General features: G+C 62.4%; 10 protein-coding genes, 1 tRNA gene and 1 pseudogene. 7 read left to right on the forward strand and 5 right to left on the reverse strand.

The annotated features are described in order from the left end of the window. Window positions 1–14 precede the first annotated feature (14 nt). The 3 genes from M3I56_RS00285 to M3I56_RS00295 all read left to right on the forward strand — a co-directional run bounded on the left by M3I56_RS00285 (window position 15) and on the right by M3I56_RS00295 (window position 3,283). On the forward strand, window positions 15–1,076 hold the full coding sequence (locus M3I56_RS00285; protein ID WP_028208207.1) for an adenosine deaminase: 1,062 nt from the start codon (window positions 15–17) through the stop codon (window positions 1,074–1,076). Window positions 1,077–1,323: 247 nt separating this feature from the next. Beyond that, window positions 1,324–2,631, forward strand: coding sequence for a guanine deaminase (gene guaD / locus M3I56_RS00290; protein ID WP_254351993.1), 1,308 nt, complete (start codon window positions 1,324–1,326; stop codon window positions 2,629–2,631). 79 nt (window positions 2,632–2,710) lie between these two features. Further along, complete coding sequence (locus M3I56_RS00295; RefSeq protein WP_254351994.1) at window positions 2,711–3,283, forward strand: TMEM165/GDT1 family protein; 573 nt, start codon at window positions 2,711–2,713, stop codon at window positions 3,281–3,283. An 82-nt stretch (window positions 3,284–3,365) separates the two neighbouring features. Here M3I56_RS00295 and M3I56_RS00300 read toward each other — a convergent pair whose 3' ends face one another. Further along, the gene (locus M3I56_RS00300) at window positions 3,366–4,064 is read right to left on the reverse strand and encodes a DUF4136 domain-containing protein (protein ID WP_254351995.1); all 699 of its coding nucleotides are present in this window, start codon (window positions 4,062–4,064) and stop codon (window positions 3,366–3,368) included. A 363-nt stretch (window positions 4,065–4,427) separates the two neighbouring features. On the opposite strand from M3I56_RS00300, the gene pepN reads away from it, so the two are divergent. The 4 genes and pseudogenes from pepN to M3I56_RS00320 all read left to right on the forward strand — a co-directional run. After that, complete coding sequence (pepN, locus tag M3I56_RS00305) at window positions 4,428–7,118, forward strand: aminopeptidase N (RefSeq protein WP_254351996.1); 2,691 nt, start codon at window positions 4,428–4,430, stop codon at window positions 7,116–7,118. Window positions 7,119–7,384: 266 nt separating this feature from the next. Continuing rightward, window positions 7,385–8,401 carry a class 1 fructose-bisphosphatase gene (locus tag M3I56_RS00310; RefSeq protein ID WP_254351997.1) on the forward strand — a complete coding sequence of 339 codons (1,017 nt, stop codon included), beginning with the start codon at window positions 7,385–7,387 and terminating at the stop codon, window positions 8,399–8,401. A gap of 66 nt (window positions 8,402–8,467) precedes the next feature. Further along, window positions 8,468–8,543 (forward strand) — tRNA-Thr (locus tag M3I56_RS00315). A gap of 344 nt (window positions 8,544–8,887) precedes the next feature. Next, window positions 8,888–9,042: pseudogene (locus M3I56_RS00320) on the forward strand (transcriptional regulator); the annotation flags it as partial. Between the two features lie 87 nt (window positions 9,043–9,129). Here the strand turns inward: M3I56_RS00320 and M3I56_RS00325 are convergent. The 4 genes from M3I56_RS00325 to M3I56_RS00340 are packed head-to-tail and all read right to left on the reverse strand — an operon-like array spanning window position 9,130 to window position 14,934. Further along, window positions 9,130–10,854, reverse strand: coding sequence for a restriction endonuclease subunit S (locus M3I56_RS00325; protein WP_254351998.1), 1,725 nt, complete (start codon window positions 10,852–10,854; stop codon window positions 9,130–9,132). Further along, window positions 10,851–12,320: a class I SAM-dependent DNA methyltransferase gene (locus tag M3I56_RS00330; protein ID WP_254351999.1), complete on the reverse strand. Its 1,470-nt coding sequence runs from the start codon at window positions 12,318–12,320 to the stop codon at window positions 10,851–10,853. Before M3I56_RS00330 ends, M3I56_RS00325 begins: the two co-directional genes overlap by 4 nt. A gap of 23 nt (window positions 12,321–12,343) precedes the next feature. Beyond that, window positions 12,344–14,746: an EcoAI/FtnUII family type I restriction enzme subunit R gene (gene hsdR, locus M3I56_RS00335; RefSeq protein WP_254352000.1), complete on the reverse strand. Its 2,403-nt coding sequence runs from the start codon at window positions 14,744–14,746 to the stop codon at window positions 12,344–12,346. After that, a complete protein-coding gene (locus tag M3I56_RS00340) occupies window positions 14,743–14,934 on the reverse strand; it encodes a hypothetical protein (protein WP_254352001.1) in 192 nt (63 codons plus the stop codon). Before M3I56_RS00340 ends, hsdR begins: the two co-directional genes overlap by 4 nt. Window positions 14,935–15,375: the final 441 nt, after the last annotated feature.

Genomic DNA, 15,375 nt, shown 5'->3' on the forward strand with positions numbered 1-15,375 from the left:
GAATCGAACCGAACATGACGATCACGACCACCGCCAACACCGCCGCCAACGCAAAGGCGCTCGTCGACAAGGCCGCCAATGCGCCGAAGGCCGAGCTGCACATCCATATCGAAGGCTCGCTCGAACCCGAGCTGATCTTCGCGCTCGCGCAGCGCAACAACGTGAAGCTCGCCTACGACTCGATCGACGCGCTGCGCGCCGCCTACGCGTTCACCGACCTGCAGTCGTTCCTCGACATCTATTACGCGGGCGCGAGCGTGCTGCTCTCGGAGCAGGACTTCTACGACATGACGATGGCGTACTGCGAGCGCGCGCTCGCCGACAACGTCGTGCACACCGAAATTTTCTTCGATCCGCAAACGCACACCGAACGCGGCGTGCCGATCGAAACGGTGGTCGCGGGCATCGACCGTGCGCTCGCCGACGCCGAAAAACGGGGCCTCACGAGCAAGCTGATCCTGTGCTTCCTGCGCCACCTGAGCGAAGCCGATGCGCTCGCCACCTTTGAAGCCGCGCGCCCGCTGTTCGAGCGCTATGCACGCCTGATCGGCGTGGGCCTCGACTCGTCCGAGCGCGGCCATCCGCCATCGAAATTCGAGCGCGTGTTCGAGCAAGCGCGGGCGATGGGGCTGAAGCTCGTCGCGCACGCGGGCGAGGAAGGCCCGCCCTCCTACGTCTACGAAGCGCTCGACCTGCTCAAGGTCGACCGCGTCGATCACGGCGTGCGCAGCATCGAAGACGCGGCGCTCGTGACGCGTCTGGCCGACACGCGCGTGGCGCTCACGGTGTGCCCGCTCTCGAACACCAAGCTGTGCGTGTTCGACGACATGACGCAGCACACGCTCAAGGCCCTGCTCGACAAGGGCGTCGCCGTAACCGTCAATTCCGACGATCCCGCCTACTTCGGCGGCTACGTCAACGAGAACTACCGCGCCATCATCGAAGCGCTCAAGCTCGACGACGACGAGGTGTACACGATCCTGCGCAACGGCTTTGAGGCTTCGTTCGTGACGCCCGAAGAGCGTGCCGCGCTGATCGCGAAGCTCGACGCGAACTGGAGTCGCGCCACGGCTTAAAGCGTGGACTCAGGCGCAAACTAAAACGCGGACTCGTCCGCACGGCAAGCCCCGCCCGGGCTGTCACACGAATCCGGTCCAGCGCGCGAGCGCCGGACCGTGGGCCCTGTTTGCCCGTCGGGCATGGGACCAGAGTAAGCGCTGAAGCGCCAACTCTGGTCGACACATGCTGCGTTTTCGGGAGCGGCATGCGTCATGCGGGGCATGCATTGGACGAATACCTGAATTTATCGGAGACGAAGTTCCCATGACTCAATCGGCTTACCGCGCAAAACTGTTGACGTTCACCGGCGACCCTGCGCAATCGTCCGCCGCCGCTGTCTTTGACGAAGACGGCGTCGTGATCGTCGAAGACGGCCACGTGGTCGCCTCGGGCGCGTGGTCCGCGCTCAAGTCGCGCGTCAATGAAAGCGCGACGGTCCACAATCTGCGCGACAAGCTGATCGTGCCAGGCTTCATCGACACGCACATCCACTATCCGCAGACGGACATGATCGCCTCGCCCGCGCCGGGTCTGCTGCCGTGGCTGAACACGTACACCTTCCCGACCGAGCGCGGCTTCGAAAACGAGGCGGTGGCTCAGGACACGGCGCGCTTTTTCGTCGACGAGCTGCTCGCCTGCGGCACGACCACGGCGCTCGTGTACTGCACCGTGCACAAACAGTCCGCCGACGCGCTCTTTACCGCGAGCGAAGGGAAGAACCTGCGCATGGTCGCGGGCAAGGTGCTGATGGACCGCCACTGCCCCGAGTTTCTGCGCGACACGCCGCAAACGGGCTACGACGACAGCGCCGAGCTGATCGGGCGCTGGCACAACCGCGGGCGCCAGATGTACGCGCTCACACCGCGCTTCGCGCCCACTTCGACCGAGGCGCAGCTCGAAGCGTGCGGCGCGCTCGCGAAGGCGCATGGCGACATCTTCATCCAGAGCCACGTGGCCGAGAACCTGGACGAGGTGAAGTGGGTCAAGGAACTGTTCCCTGGCCATCGCAGTTACCTCGACGTGTACGATCACTACGGACTCCTGCGCAAGCGGGCGGTGTACGGCCACTGCATCTGGCTCGACGACGAAGACCGCCGCCGCATGGCGCATACGGGCGCCGTCGCCGCACACTGCCCGACCTCGAACCTGTTCCTCGGCAGTGGCTTGTTCGACTTCGACAAGGCGGGCGAATCGTCGATGCCCGTGACGCTCGCCACCGACGTGGGCGGGGGCACCTCGTTCTCCATGCTGCAAACCATGAACGAGGCGCACAAGGTCGCGCGCATGGGCGGCCACCACCTCACGGCGACGCGCATGTTCTGGCTCGCCACAGCGGGCGCGGCGCAGGCGCTCGATCTCGCCGACAAGATCGGTACGCTCGCGCCCGGCAGCGAAGCCGACTTCGTCGTGTTCGATGCGCAGGCCACGCCGCTGCTCGCGCGGCGCACGGCGCGCGCCGAATCGCTGGAGGAATTGCTGTTCGCGCTCGCCCTGCTCGGCGACGACCGTGCTGTGTTCGAGACCTACGCGGCAGGCAAACGCGTGCACAGCCGCGACGGCGCGCGCCGCTGAAAGCCCCGCCCCGCGCGGGTTGCGGGAAAAAGCGCCATACTATGCGCCTCCGTGGGGAGTCGTACCGCCTCATCGCAACGTGAACCAAGCCTTTCTGGTCTCGACCGGCGCGGTCGCGCTCGCCGAAATCGGCGACAAGACGCAGTTGCTCTCGCTCGTGCTCGCGGCGCGCTACCGCAGACCGCTGCCGATCATCTTCGGCGTGCTCGTCGCCACGCTCGTCAATCACTCGGGCGCGGGCGCGCTCGGCACGTGGCTCGGCGCGCTCGTCACGCCGGGCGTCATGCGCTGGGCGCTCGCCGCCTCGTTCGTCGCCATGGGGCTCTGGATCCTCGTACCGGACAAGCTCGAAGAAGGCGAGGCGAATGTGAATCGCTCGCAGCTCGGCGTGTTCGGCGCCACGGTGGTGACCTTCTTTCTCGCGGAAATGGGCGACAAAACGCAAATCGCGACCGTGGCGCTTGCCGCGCGCTTTCACGACTTCTTCGGCGTCGTGGCTGGCACGACGCTCGGCATGATGATCGCCAACGTGCCCGCGATCCTGCTCGGCGACCGTTTCGCCCACAAGTTGCCGACGAAACTCGTGCATGCCGTTGCGGCGGTGCTGTTCGTCGTACTCGGCGTGCTCGCGATTCTGGGCGTGGGGTTCTGACGTGCTGCGGCAAATGGCGTAAAAAAACGCGCCGGACACAAGGCCGGCGCGTCGCCAGGTGGGCGGGCACGACGATGCTTGCCTATTCCGCCGGCGCGCTGCCCGTCGCGGCCGCACCGCCCTGCCCCGCGCCCGCCGGGGCCGCAGGTGCTTCATTCGGCGCGCCGCCGTTCTTGCCGACCGGGATCTTGACTTCCGTGACCGTGCCGTTGGCCAGCGGGAAATTCCCCAGCGCGCTCTGCACGAGAAAGGGCATCACGCGCACGAGCGAGGGATCGTCGCCCGAGGTGCGCGCCTGCACGTTATAGACCTCCTTGCCGCTCGCCTTTTCCGTGATGCGGATGCCGAGCGCATGCGAATACACCGGATAGCTCTGGTTCACGTAGGCGGGCTGATACGGTCCCCACGCGCCCCACGGGTTCCACGGTCCCCAGTACGGGCCCGGCCAGGGGTTGTAGAACACGGGCTGCGCGACCGTCACCGTGTCGGTGCGGCTGCCGTAGGCGAGACCCACCAGATAGCGCGCCTGCGGCTCGGCCACGAGGCGGAACGCATGCATGGCGAGCCCGTTGGCCACGAACTGCTCGTAGGTGCTCTGCTCGATGCTCTGGCTTTGCTCGGGGCTGCGTTTGAACGCAAAGGTGCGCGTGGCGTCGCTGCCGCCGTCCCATGCGGAGAAGGCGGTCACCTGGCTCGTCACGTAAGTCGTGCAGCCGGAGAGCGTGAGGGCGAGCGCCGCCAGCATCAGGAGGGCGCGGCGGGTCCATCTGTCGTGCATCATGGTCTTCTCGTAGCAGTGTTGCTTCAGTTGGAAAAGTGCAGTCGTGGGGGCCGCTCTCTCCGATACGATCTTTGCGCCGCGCTTATTCCGTGTCCGTTACGTGTGGATTCCACGCCGGTCGTGTCTTGTTTTGCGCTCAGCCAGCCGCGCGGCAGGGCCTGATCATACTCACTCGTGGCGCAGCGCGAAAGTTCGGAGGCCGGGCCCCGACGGACAAAGCGGCCCGAGCCTTTGTACAATGGGGCGATCCGCCGCGCTCCCGCGACGGCAGGCAGCGCCCGTCGGGCGCACCCGCCGCCGCGGCCGGCCCATTCGATCCACACCGAGCGATCCACACCGATCCGACACGCCCCCATCCAGACCATGTCCGATACCGCCACGCCCACCGTGATCCGCCGCGAAGACTACGCGCCGCCCGCGTTTCTGATCGATACCGTCGACCTCGAATTCGACCTCGTGCCCGAGCGCACGATCGTCAGAAGCACCTTGCGCGTGCGTCGCAATCCCGACGCGCAACCCAGCGCGCATCTCGAACTCATGGGCGAGCAGCTCGAATTCATCGGCGCGGCGATCGACGGCAAGCCTTACGCGTATGTGCGCGCGCACGAACACGGGCTCACGATCGAGAACGTGCCAGAGGCCTTCGAGCTCACGCTCACCGGCGCGTGCGCGCCCGCCGCCAACACCACGCTCTCGGGCCTGTACGTGTCGAGCGGCAACTTCTTCACGCAGTGCGAGGCCGAAGGTTTCCGCCGCATCACCTGGTTCCTCGACCGACCCGACGTGATGGCGACCTTCACGGTCACGCTGCGCGCAGACAAGATCGCCTACCCGGTGCTGCTCTCGAACGGCAATCTGATCGCCGAAGGCGAGTTGGCCGATGGCCGTCACTATGCGAAATGGGAAGACCCGTTCCGCAAGCCGAGCTACCTGTTCGCGCTCGTCGCGGGCAAGCTCGTGGCGCTGGAGGAGCGCATCCAGAGCGGTTCGGGCAAGGAAAAGCTGCTGCAGGTCTGGGTCGAGCCGCACGATCTCGACAAGACGCGCCACGCCATGGCCTCGCTCATCCACTCGATCCACTGGGACGAGCAGCGCTTTGGCCTCGAACTCGATCTGGACCGCTTCATGATCGTCGCCGTGAGCGACTTCAACATGGGCGCGATGGAGAATAAGGGGCTCAACATCTTCAATACGAAGTACGTGCTCGCGAATCCGGAAACGGCCACCGATGTCGACTTCGCCAACATCGAGGCCGTGGTCGGTCACGAGTACTTCCACAACTGGACCGGCAACCGCGTGACCTGCCGCGACTGGTTCCAGCTGAGCCTGAAGGAAGGCCTCACGGTGTTCCGCGACCAGGAGTTCTCGGCGGCGATGTCGGGCGGCGACGAGAACGAAGCGGCGCGCGCGACCAAACGCATCGAAGACGTGCGCGTGCTGCGCCAGATGCAGTTCGCCGAAGACGCAGGCCCGATGGCGCATCCGGTGCGCCCCGAGAGCTACGTCGAGATCAACAACTTCTACACGATGACCGTCTACGAAAAAGGCGCGGAAGTCGTGCGGATGTATCAAACGCTGCTCGGACGCGACGGCTTCCGTAAAGGCATGGACCTGTACTTCCAGCGCCACGACGGCCAGGCCGTGACCTGCGACGACTTCCGCCACGCCATGGCCGACGCGAATGGCCGCGACCTCGCGCAGTTCGAACGCTGGTACTGCCAGGCGGGCACGCCGCGCGTGAGCGTGAGCACGAGCTATGACGAAGGCACGCGCTGCTACAGCGTGACGCTCACCCAGGGCTACGCCAACGGCTCGCCCGCCGCGCGCGAAACGCAAAAGGGTCCGCTGCACATTCCGTTTGCGATCGGCCTGATCGGCCCGGACGGCGCGGACCTGCCGCTGCGCCTCGAAGGCGAAGCCGCCGCGCACGGCACGACGCGCGTGCTGGAGCTGACCGACACGCAGCAGACCTTCACGTTCGCCGATGTGATGGCCAAGCCCCTGCCCTCGCTGCTGCGCAACTTCTCGGCACCTGTCATCGTCGACTACGACTACGGCAACGACGAACTCGCGTTCCTGCTCGCGCACGACAGCGATGCGTTCAACCGCTGGGAAGCGGGCCAACGCCTCGCCACGCGCGAACTGCTTGCGCTTGCCGGGCGCGCCGCCGTGGGCCACCCGCTCGAAATCAACGACGCGCTCGTCGATGCATTCCGCCGCGTGCTGACCGACGAATCGCTCTCGCCGTCGTTCCGCGAGCTCGCGCTCATGCTGCCTTCGGAAACGTATCTCGCCGAGCAGATGGCCGAATCCGATCCGGCCGCCGTGCATGCCGCGCGCCAGTTCGTGCGCAAGCAACTGGCAACGGCGCTGCAAGGCGAATGGCTCGCGGCCTATGAGCGCAATGTCACGCCGGGCGCGTACGAGCCGACGCCCGAGGCCGCTGGACACCGCGGGTTGAAGAACCTCGCGCTCTCGTATCTCTCGGAACTCGACGCCTCCGCACAGGCGGTGCGACTCGCCACGGTGCAATACGACGCGGCGAACAACATGACCGACCGTTCTGCGGCGCTGTCCGCGCTGCTGAACGCGCAGGCGGCCACGGGAGGCGACGTCGCGCGCCGCGCGCTCGAAGACTTCTACGTGCGCTTCGAGAAGGAGCCGCTCGTGATCGACAAGTGGTTCGCGCTGCAAGCCACGCAGCGGGGCACGGCACAACACCCGACCATCGAGACGGTGCGCGCGCTCATGGCCCACCCGGCGTTCAACATCAAGAACCCGAACCGCGCACGCTCGCTGATCTTCAGCTTCTGCGCCGCGAACCCCGCGCAGTTCCACGCCGCCGATGGATCGGGTTACGCATTCTGGGCCGACCAGGTGATCGCGCTCGATGCCCTCAATCCGCAGGTCGCGGCGCGCCTCGCCCGCAATCTCGAACTGTGGCGCCGCTTCACGCCCGCGCTGCGTGACGCGATGCGCACGGCGCTGGAGCGCGTCGCGGCTGAAGCCAAATCGCGCGACGTACGCGAGATCGTCGAAAAAGCGCTGGCTTGATCAGACGAAACGGCACGAATCGGCGCACAGCGCGCGGCGCCTGAGCAGCGCCGCGCGGCGATCCACGAACCGGCCTTCGCGCCGGTTTTTTTGCGCATTTTTTTCACGATTATTTTTGGCGGCGCGAAGCGACCCATCACCGCGTGAAAAGCCGCTCCAGCAAGCCCGGCCGCGCCCCGGCGCTTTATTTTGCGCGGCTGTGCGGCGGGCGGTCACAGTCGAGCGGGTAGAATTGCGCTATTCCCAAGCGTATCCGGAGTACTGCAATGGCTTTGCAACGTCGCACCACCCTCACCAAGTACCTGATCGAGCAGCAGCGCCAGCACCGCAACCTGCCTGCCGACCTGCGTCTTCTGATTGAAGTCGTCGCGCGCGCGTGCAAGGCGATCAGCTTCAACGTCAGCAAGGGCGCGCTCGGTGACGCGCTCGGCACGGCCGGCAGCGAGAACGTCCAGGGCGAAGTGCAGAAGAACCTCGACATCCTCTCGAACGAAATCCTGCTCGACGCCAACGAGTGGGGCGGCAACCTCGCCGCGATGGCCTCGGAGGAAATGGAAACGTTCTTCCCGATCCCGGCCAACTATCCGAAGGGCGAATACCTGCTCGTGTTCGATCCGCTCGACGGCTCTTCGAACATCGACGTGAACGTGTCGATCGGCACGATCTTCTCGGTGCTGCGCTGCCCGGACGGCCAGCAGGCAACCGAGGAATCGTTCCTGCAGCCCGGCACGAAGCAGGTCGCGGCAGGCTACGCCGTGTACGGCCCGCAAACGGTGCTCGTGCTCACGACCGGCCACGGCGTGAACTGCTTCACGCTCGATCGCGAACTGGGCTCGTGGGTGCTCACGCAAAGCAACATGCGCATTCCGGAAGACACGCGCGAATACGCGATCAATGCGTCGAACGCACGCCACTGGTATGAGCCGGTGCAGCAGTACATCGGCGAGCTGAACGCCGGCAAGGACGGCGCGCGTGGCGAGAACTTCAACATGCGCTGGATCGCCTCGATGGTCGCGGACGTGCACCGCATTCTGAACCGCGGCGGCATCTTCATGTACCCGGCCGACAAGCGCGACCCGTCGAAGCCGGGCAAGCTGCGCCTGATGTACGAAGCGAACCCGATGTCGTTCATCGTCGAACAGGCGGGCGGCATGGCGACCAACGGCGAAGAGCGCATTCTCGACATCCAGCCGAAGAGCCTGCACGAGCGCGTCGCCGTTTTCCTCGGCTCGAAGAACGAGGTCGAGCGCGTCACGCGCTACCACCTCGACGCGAAAAAATGAAAAAAGATGGAGGAAAAGCTTGCATAGTTTGCGGCAACTTCCTATAATCTTTCTTCTCTGATGCACGCCGGAATAGCTCAGACGGTAGAGCAGCGCATTCGTAATGCGAAGGTCGGGGGTTCGATTCCTCTTTCCGGCACCAAAAGATTCAAGCACTTAGCCCAGTCCTAACCGACCGGGCTTTTTGCTTTCTGGGTTCGTGTAGGCACCATGTAGGCATTTCGCATCAATACGCGGCGTGCCGCGCCGACTGACAGTCGGCGATCGGCCCCGCATGCCCGAAAACGTGCACGGAGTTTTTTCGCTTCTTCGCAGATTCCTGGGCGCCCCGGACACTTCCCAACCCTAAATAGCCGGATGAGCACACAAGACCTCCGATCACGTTCGCCCAGCAAACCGGCGTGCGCCGTCGAGAATTCAAGGTGGACCCTTGGCGTAGCAGTCGATTGAACTACGGCTGCAGGCCAAATCGCCTCGCTGTGAGGCGTCGCGCCGGCGTCGCTTTCCTTCCATCTGACGGTACTGGCGCACGCGCCCCGCGTCACCAAGAAGGGCGTTTTGTCGTCTACTGCGCGAACGCCACAACGTTGAACGGCCTGTTGGCCTGCGGGACCGAGAACTGCTGTGGCGGCAAGCCCTGACGAACCTGCCCAGCGCTCATAACCCTCCACCACGACAGCGTACGCAAAACCATCCGTGCATTTTTCTGCGACGGATCTATGCCACCGTCACGCCGCCGCTGCCACCGCTTCTAGCAGCTGGCTCTGCTTTCTCTCGGCTGCATCAATTCGGCTTTCCAGCGCGTCACACAGCGCCATCAGATCCTTGAGCTTCGCGACGATGCGCGTTTGCTCGGCCAACGGCGGCAGCGCAATTGGCATGTCTCTCAAACCGGTCAGTGGAACGGTTTTTTGCGCTATGCCGGTTGCGATTTCCTCGGCATACGTCAGTGCTTCTGCCGAGCGCAGGAAATGTATTAGATACGAAGTTGGCGTGCTTGATGTGGTTTTGAAAATCGCCACATGGCGCTGAACACAGAACTTTTCGCTGGTGACAATTGGAATCGTAATTCCGAAGGAACCTGTCACGGTGTAAAGCACATCGCCGCTCGTTGGCTTGCGCGCCCAATCCAATGCCTCGTAGTAACTGTCTGGGACGAATCTGCACCCATCCAAAACCACCGCGCCGGTATTCAAGTTCCCAATCACGAGAAACGGAATGCCTTTGATCGCTTTGGGCGGCGGCTGATGGTCGCCGTCGGTAACTATTGCGAGCAGATCCTGCAGCCGCACCCACTCCCACCCGCTCGGTAGCGCATACGGCTTTTCGGACTCTGCTATCGGCGGCAACGGCTTGGGCGCGCGAATCTTCCCCGCCTTCACCAGCGCCGCCTTCTCTGCGGCAATCATCCCCAGCAATACTGACGCCGGTTCATCAGAAGCATTCTGCGCAACCAAACGCCCCATCACCGCCAGTTGCAGGATGGCCTTGCGCAGTTCGGCAACCGATTCGCGGCTAACGTGCAGTTCCTCGAAATGCCCGGCAATGAAGCGCTGGGCGCGGGCTCGCACCTGCGCGTCATCGGCGGATAGCCACTGGCGCAGGGCGGCAGCCTGGGTGGCGCAGCGCTTTTCTTGCTGCCGAGCGCGGATTTTTTCCAGTTCATCGCACTGCGCCATCATCTGATCGAGTTTGGCGACAATGCGCTTCTGCTCGGCCAGCGGCGGCAACGGATGCACGCTGTTGATTGCATCATCTGTTCCCAGGCGGGGCATTTTCACGCCATACATCAAGCTGTTCACATGCGCCAGAAAACCCGGACGCTTCAGCAGCCAACGTAGATATTCAGGCGCAATAGCCTTGCTCGGAACAACCGGCACGATCTCGGTTGTGCAAACGCCGTCCCCGTCTGCTACGACAACCTTGTCCAAGTACGGACGCAACTTTCCGTACAGTACGTCACCCGCCTTGAACATGGATTTCGTGGATTTCGACTCGCGCTCTGCGTATTTGGCCCGGTACAAAATACGAGAAGTACCTTTCTCAATATCTTCGAGATCAAGCAGCCACGTGCTCTTTGCGATCTTGCTCGGCTCAATGTTGTCCCTGCCGTTGTAATCTGCGAAGTCCGCCAACCGCGCCCACTCCCACCCACTCGGCAGCGCGTGAGGCTTCTCCGAATCCGCAATCGGCGGCAACGGCTTGGGCGCGCGAATCTTCCCCGCCTTCACCAGCGCCGTCTTCTCTGCGGTGATCTTCTCCAGCAGCACAGACGCCGGTTCATCAGAGGCATCCTGCGCAACCAGCTTGCCCTGCATCGCCAGCGTCAAAATCATCTCGCGCAGGCGCGCCGTGCCGCTGGGGGCGGAAAAGGCCGCGTCAAAATGCGCTTCCAGGTTCAACGCCGACAGCTCACTCATCGCGATCCCCATCGGCTGTCTCTCGTCGCTCATGCGCTTTCTCCATACGCAAGCGCGGCAAGCAATTCGGCTTTCAGCGTGGCCTGCGCCAGCTGCAACTGTTTGGTAAGCGACTGGTACTCGGCGAGCAGCTCGTCTGGGTCGCCATGTTCCACCGCCACTTGATGCGGGTTCTTGCAGTCGAGGTTGTAGTTGCGCGCGGCGATATCTTTCGCGCTCACCTTCCACGCGTGCTCGGTCTGCTTGCGGCCCTTGCGCTCCTTGTCACCCCACCACCGCTTTTCCAGATCGAATTCGCCAATGGTCAGCGGCTTGCTGCGCGAATAGCTCTTGTAGCCCGGCGGGTACGGGTGCTCGAAGAACCACACGTCCTTGGTCGGGCCGCCCTTGTCGAAGAACAGGATATTGGTGGCAATGCTGGTGTACGGCGCGAACACGCCCTTGGGCAGGCGTACGATGGTGTGCAGGTCGAAATCTTCCAGAAGCTCACGCTTGAGCGTTGTTTTTACGCCTTCGCCGAACAGGAACCCATCGGGTAGCACCACCGCCGCGCGCCCAGTGTGCTTCAGCAAGTGCTTGATCAGTGCCATGAACAAATCTGCGGTTTCACGGGTCTGGTGCTTCGCAAGGAAGTTCTTCTCGATGCCATCTTCTTCCACACCACCAAACGGCGGATTGGTGATGATGACGTCCACTCGCTCCTTCGGCGTGTAGTCTTTGAACGGGCGCGCCAAGGTATTGTCGTGACGGATGTTGCTGGGCACGTCGATGCCGTGCAACATCATGTTGGTCATTGCCAGCATGTGGGGCAACGGCTTTTTTTCCACGCCGTGGATGCTGTCCTGCAAGGTTTGCTTGTCGGCAGGAGTTTTCACCTGTTGCTGCAAACGCTCGATGGTGCAGGTAAGGAAGCCACCGGTTCCACAGGCCGGGTCAAGAATGGATTCGCCGAGCTGCGGATCGAGGATATCCACCATGAATTGGGTTACGGCACGCGGCGTGTAATACTCGCCGGCATTGCCCGCCGATTGCAGGTCTGCGAGGATTTTCTCGTAGATGTCGTTGAACAGGTGGCGGTCGCCGGAGGCGTTGAAATCCACGTCCTCTTCGATCGTGTTGATGACCTGACGCAGCAACGTGCCTGACTTCATATAGTTGTAGGCATCCTCGAACACCGAACCCACCACGCGCCCGTGTGCGGACACACCAGCACGAGTGGCCAGCGCCTTGAGTGCCGGGAACAACTCGTTGTTGACAAAATCAATCAGTTCTTCGCCGGTAATGCCTTCCGGGTCTTTCGCCCACTTGCTCCAGCGGAAGCGGCTTTGCAGCGGCGACTTGTAATTGGGCAGAGTGAGTTCCCATTCCTGTTCGCGGTCGTCCAAGATTTTCAGGAAAAGCAGCCAGCACATCTGGCTGATACGCTGGGCATCACCATCCACGCCGACATCCTTGCGCATGATGTCCTGGATGGATTTGATGAGAGAGGAAAGCGACATTCAATGAATTCCGATTGTTGCGATTACGCGCTGTAAAGCGCCTGTTCGAGTTCTTCGACGGCCTGCTCGAAGGCCTGCTTGCCGCCGAAGGCGCGCACCAGCTCCACCGGCGTACCCATCTTGTCGAAGGGCGCGATGGTGAGGATGCGGGTTTCCTCAATGGGACCGACGCCTTCGTCGGCGTATTTGTCGAGCAGCGCGGCGAGCACGCGCTGCGCTTGCTCACCGTACTTGCTGAAGTAGCTGCGTTTTTTCACCTGCTCGGCCCGTTCGCGCCGGGTCAGCGGCGGCTGCCCCCAAGCCACATGGCAGAGCAGGTCGAAGGGATCAAAACTCTTGCCGGATTGCTGGCTGACCTCCTCGGCTAGCGCCTCGAAGAACACGCCTTGCGCGGCTAGTTCGTCGATTACCGCCTGCTTCTTCTTCGCGCCGTTCCAGCGCTTGAGAAAGTCGCCGAGCGAATTGTAATCTTTCGCCAGTGCCTTGCGCGTGTAGTCCTTCAGCGATTCGGTGATGAGCTTGCCGTCGGGATCAAAATACTGCACTCGCTCGGCACTGACTTTCACTTCGACATTGGCGACCACGTAACGGCGCGTACCCGTGTACTTGTCCTCGTCCGGCAGGTCGTGTGTACCGAAATGGGGCCATTGCGTATCGGTCGGATACGGCGCGTCCATGCCACCGTCGGCTGTCGTGGTTGGCGCCAGCACGCCCGGATCGACGTCCGGCGGCACAATGGGATCATCGCCACCGGGCTGGTAGATCTGCACCGGGTCGCCATCAAATGCCGGATCGGCGAACAACTCGGTGGCACGCTTGAAGTCGAGGATGGTGAACCAATACTTGTCGTAGTCCTCGTTGATGCGGGTGCCTCGGCCGATGATCTGCTTGAACTCGGTCATCGACCGGATGCGCTGGTCGAGCACGATCAGCTTGCAGGTCTGCGCATCTACCCCGGTGGTCATCAGCTTAGAAGTGGTGGCGATGACCGGATAGCGGCTTTCCGGGAAGATGAAATTGTCCAGCTCGGCCTTGCCTTCGTCACTGTCGCCTGTGATGCGAACGATGTATTTGTCATTCTCGGCCACCAGATCGGCGTTCTCGTTGACCAACGCCTGACGCATGCGCTCGGCGTGGTCGATGTTCTCGCAGAAGACAATCGTCTTGTCGAAACGGTTGCTGGCTTTCAGGTAATCGCTGACCTTCTTCGCCACCAACTTGGTGCGTTGTTCGAGAATCAGGTTGCGGTCGAAGTCGCGCTGGTTGTAGATTCGGTCTTCAATCTCGTAGCCGTATTTGTCCAGCATACCCTTGGGTGGACGCCAACCCTCCAGGTCCTTGTCGATGTCGACGCGCACCACCTTGTAGGGCGCGAGGAAGCCATCGTCAATGCCTTCGCGCAACGAATAGGTGTAAATCGGCAGGCCGAAGTAGTCGATGTTGGAAACGTCCTTGGTTTCCTTCGGCGTGGCAGTCATGCCAATCTGCGTGGCGCTGGAGAAGTATTCGAGGATGTCGCGCCAGGCGGAATCTTCCGACGCGCTGCCGCGATGGCATTCGTCGATCACGATCAGGTCGAAGAAGTCCGGGCTGAACTGCTTATAGATGTTCTTCTCTTCCTCGTTGCCGGACACGGCCTGGTACAGCGAGAGATAAATCTCGTAGGACTTGTTGGCTTGGCGCTTGGCAATCTTGGTCATCGCCGAGCCGAACGGCTTGAAATCGTTGGTCATGGTCTGATCGACCAGGATGTTGCGGTCGGCCAGGAACAGGATGCGTTTCTTAGCCCGCGACTTCCACAACCGCCAGATGATCTGGAAAGCGGTGTAGGTCTTGCCAGTACCGGTGGCCATCACCAGCAGGATGCGATCCTGCCCCTTGGCGATGGCCTCGATGGTCTTGTTGATCGCCAGCAACTGGTAATAGCGCGGCGTCTTGTTGCTGCCGTCGCTGAAATAGTCCTGGCTGACGATTTCACTCTGCCCAGCGCTCAGGCCCTGGTGTTCAGACCACCACTGCCACAAGGTCTCGGAACTGGGGAACTCATCAAGGGAGACTTCTCGTTCGAGCACCCCGTCATTGGCGATGCGGTTGTGGAACAGAAAGCCATCGCCGTTGCTGCTGAACACGAACGGCACCTGCAACAGATCAGCATAGCCCAAAGCCTGCTGCATGCCCGCACCAACGCTGTGGTTGTTGTCTTTGGCCTCAATCACTGCGATGGGCAGATTGGGCTTGTGGAACAGCACGTAGTCGGCGCGCTTGTTCTGGCCACGGGTGTGCAATTTTCCCCGCACGATGATCCGCCCCTTGGTCAGAGCAAACTCCTCGCGCACCTGGGTGGCGATGTCCCAGCCGGCATTTTCCAATGCCGGGGTAATGAATTTGGTGCAAATGTCCCGTTCGGATAGCGTCTTCTTGTTCACGCCTTCCCCGCTTTGCCCGCAGAGGACGGTGTGGCCTGCTTGATCCCGTGGGCTTGCGCGTATTCCAGTATCAAGGTCTCGATCATCGACGCGACCGAACGCCGCTCCCGTTCAGCCGCCTTCCGCAACAAGTCCTTGATTTCACAAGAAGTACGGATCGACAGTGTTTCATTCTTCAGGCGTGTCACGCGGCAGCTCCCAAGGCGGTGTACTGCCAATGTACTGCAAAGTAGAGGCCTCGGCAGTTATTTTAGTAAGAGGAATGCCACGGTGATCAAAAACAGGAAGCCAGTGGTGGCTCGACGATCATCAACGGACGTTCGCCGACAGAGTGCGGGAGGCGATTCCTGGCAGAAGCCAGAAGGTCCTATCCCCGCTCGTGCGAGGCACATTAGTACTAGTGCATGGTGTGGGCATCATCGCGCCCCCTTCGCTGTCCGACGCATCAATGCGCGCATATGCGACACACGTACGAGATTTGCCGCAACCGCCGCGTTGGCGTCGCGAAGCGCAGTGGCCAGTTCGTGCGCAAACACGCGTCGAAACACCGTCAGCGAAATCGCGCGACCAGTGCGTGGATCGGTCACGAATTGGCGACACTGCTCGGGTAACGTGCCGCAGATCACGAG

The sequence above is a fragment of the Paraburkholderia sp. CNPSo 3281 genome (genome assembly GCF_024206515.1).
In the GTDB taxonomy this organism is placed as follows: domain Bacteria; phylum Pseudomonadota; class Gammaproteobacteria; order Burkholderiales; family Burkholderiaceae; genus Paraburkholderia; species Paraburkholderia nodosa.

Bases quoted from the DNA above. Each gene is read 5' to 3' on its own strand.
- M3I56_RS00310 (WP_254351997.1), top strand. From the start codon at position 7,385: ATGGCTTTGCAACGTCGCACCACCCTCACCAAGTACCTGATCGAGCAG.
- M3I56_RS00325 (WP_254351998.1), bottom strand. From the start codon at position 10,854: ATGAGCGACGAGAGACAGCCGATGGGGATCGCGATGAGTGAGCTGTCG.
- M3I56_RS00285 (WP_028208207.1), top strand. From the start codon at position 15: ATGACGATCACGACCACCGCCAACACCGCCGCCAACGCAAAGGCGCTC.
- M3I56_RS00300 (WP_254351995.1), bottom strand. From the start codon at position 4,064: ATGATGCACGACAGATGGACCCGCCGCGCCCTCCTGATGCTGGCGGCG.
- guaD (WP_254351993.1), top strand. From the start codon at position 1,324: ATGACTCAATCGGCTTACCGCGCAAAACTGTTGACGTTCACCGGCGAC.
- pepN (WP_254351996.1), top strand. From the start codon at position 4,428: ATGTCCGATACCGCCACGCCCACCGTGATCCGCCGCGAAGACTACGCG.
- M3I56_RS00330 (WP_254351999.1), bottom strand. From the start codon at position 12,320: ATGTCGCTTTCCTCTCTCATCAAATCCATCCAGGACATCATGCGCAAG.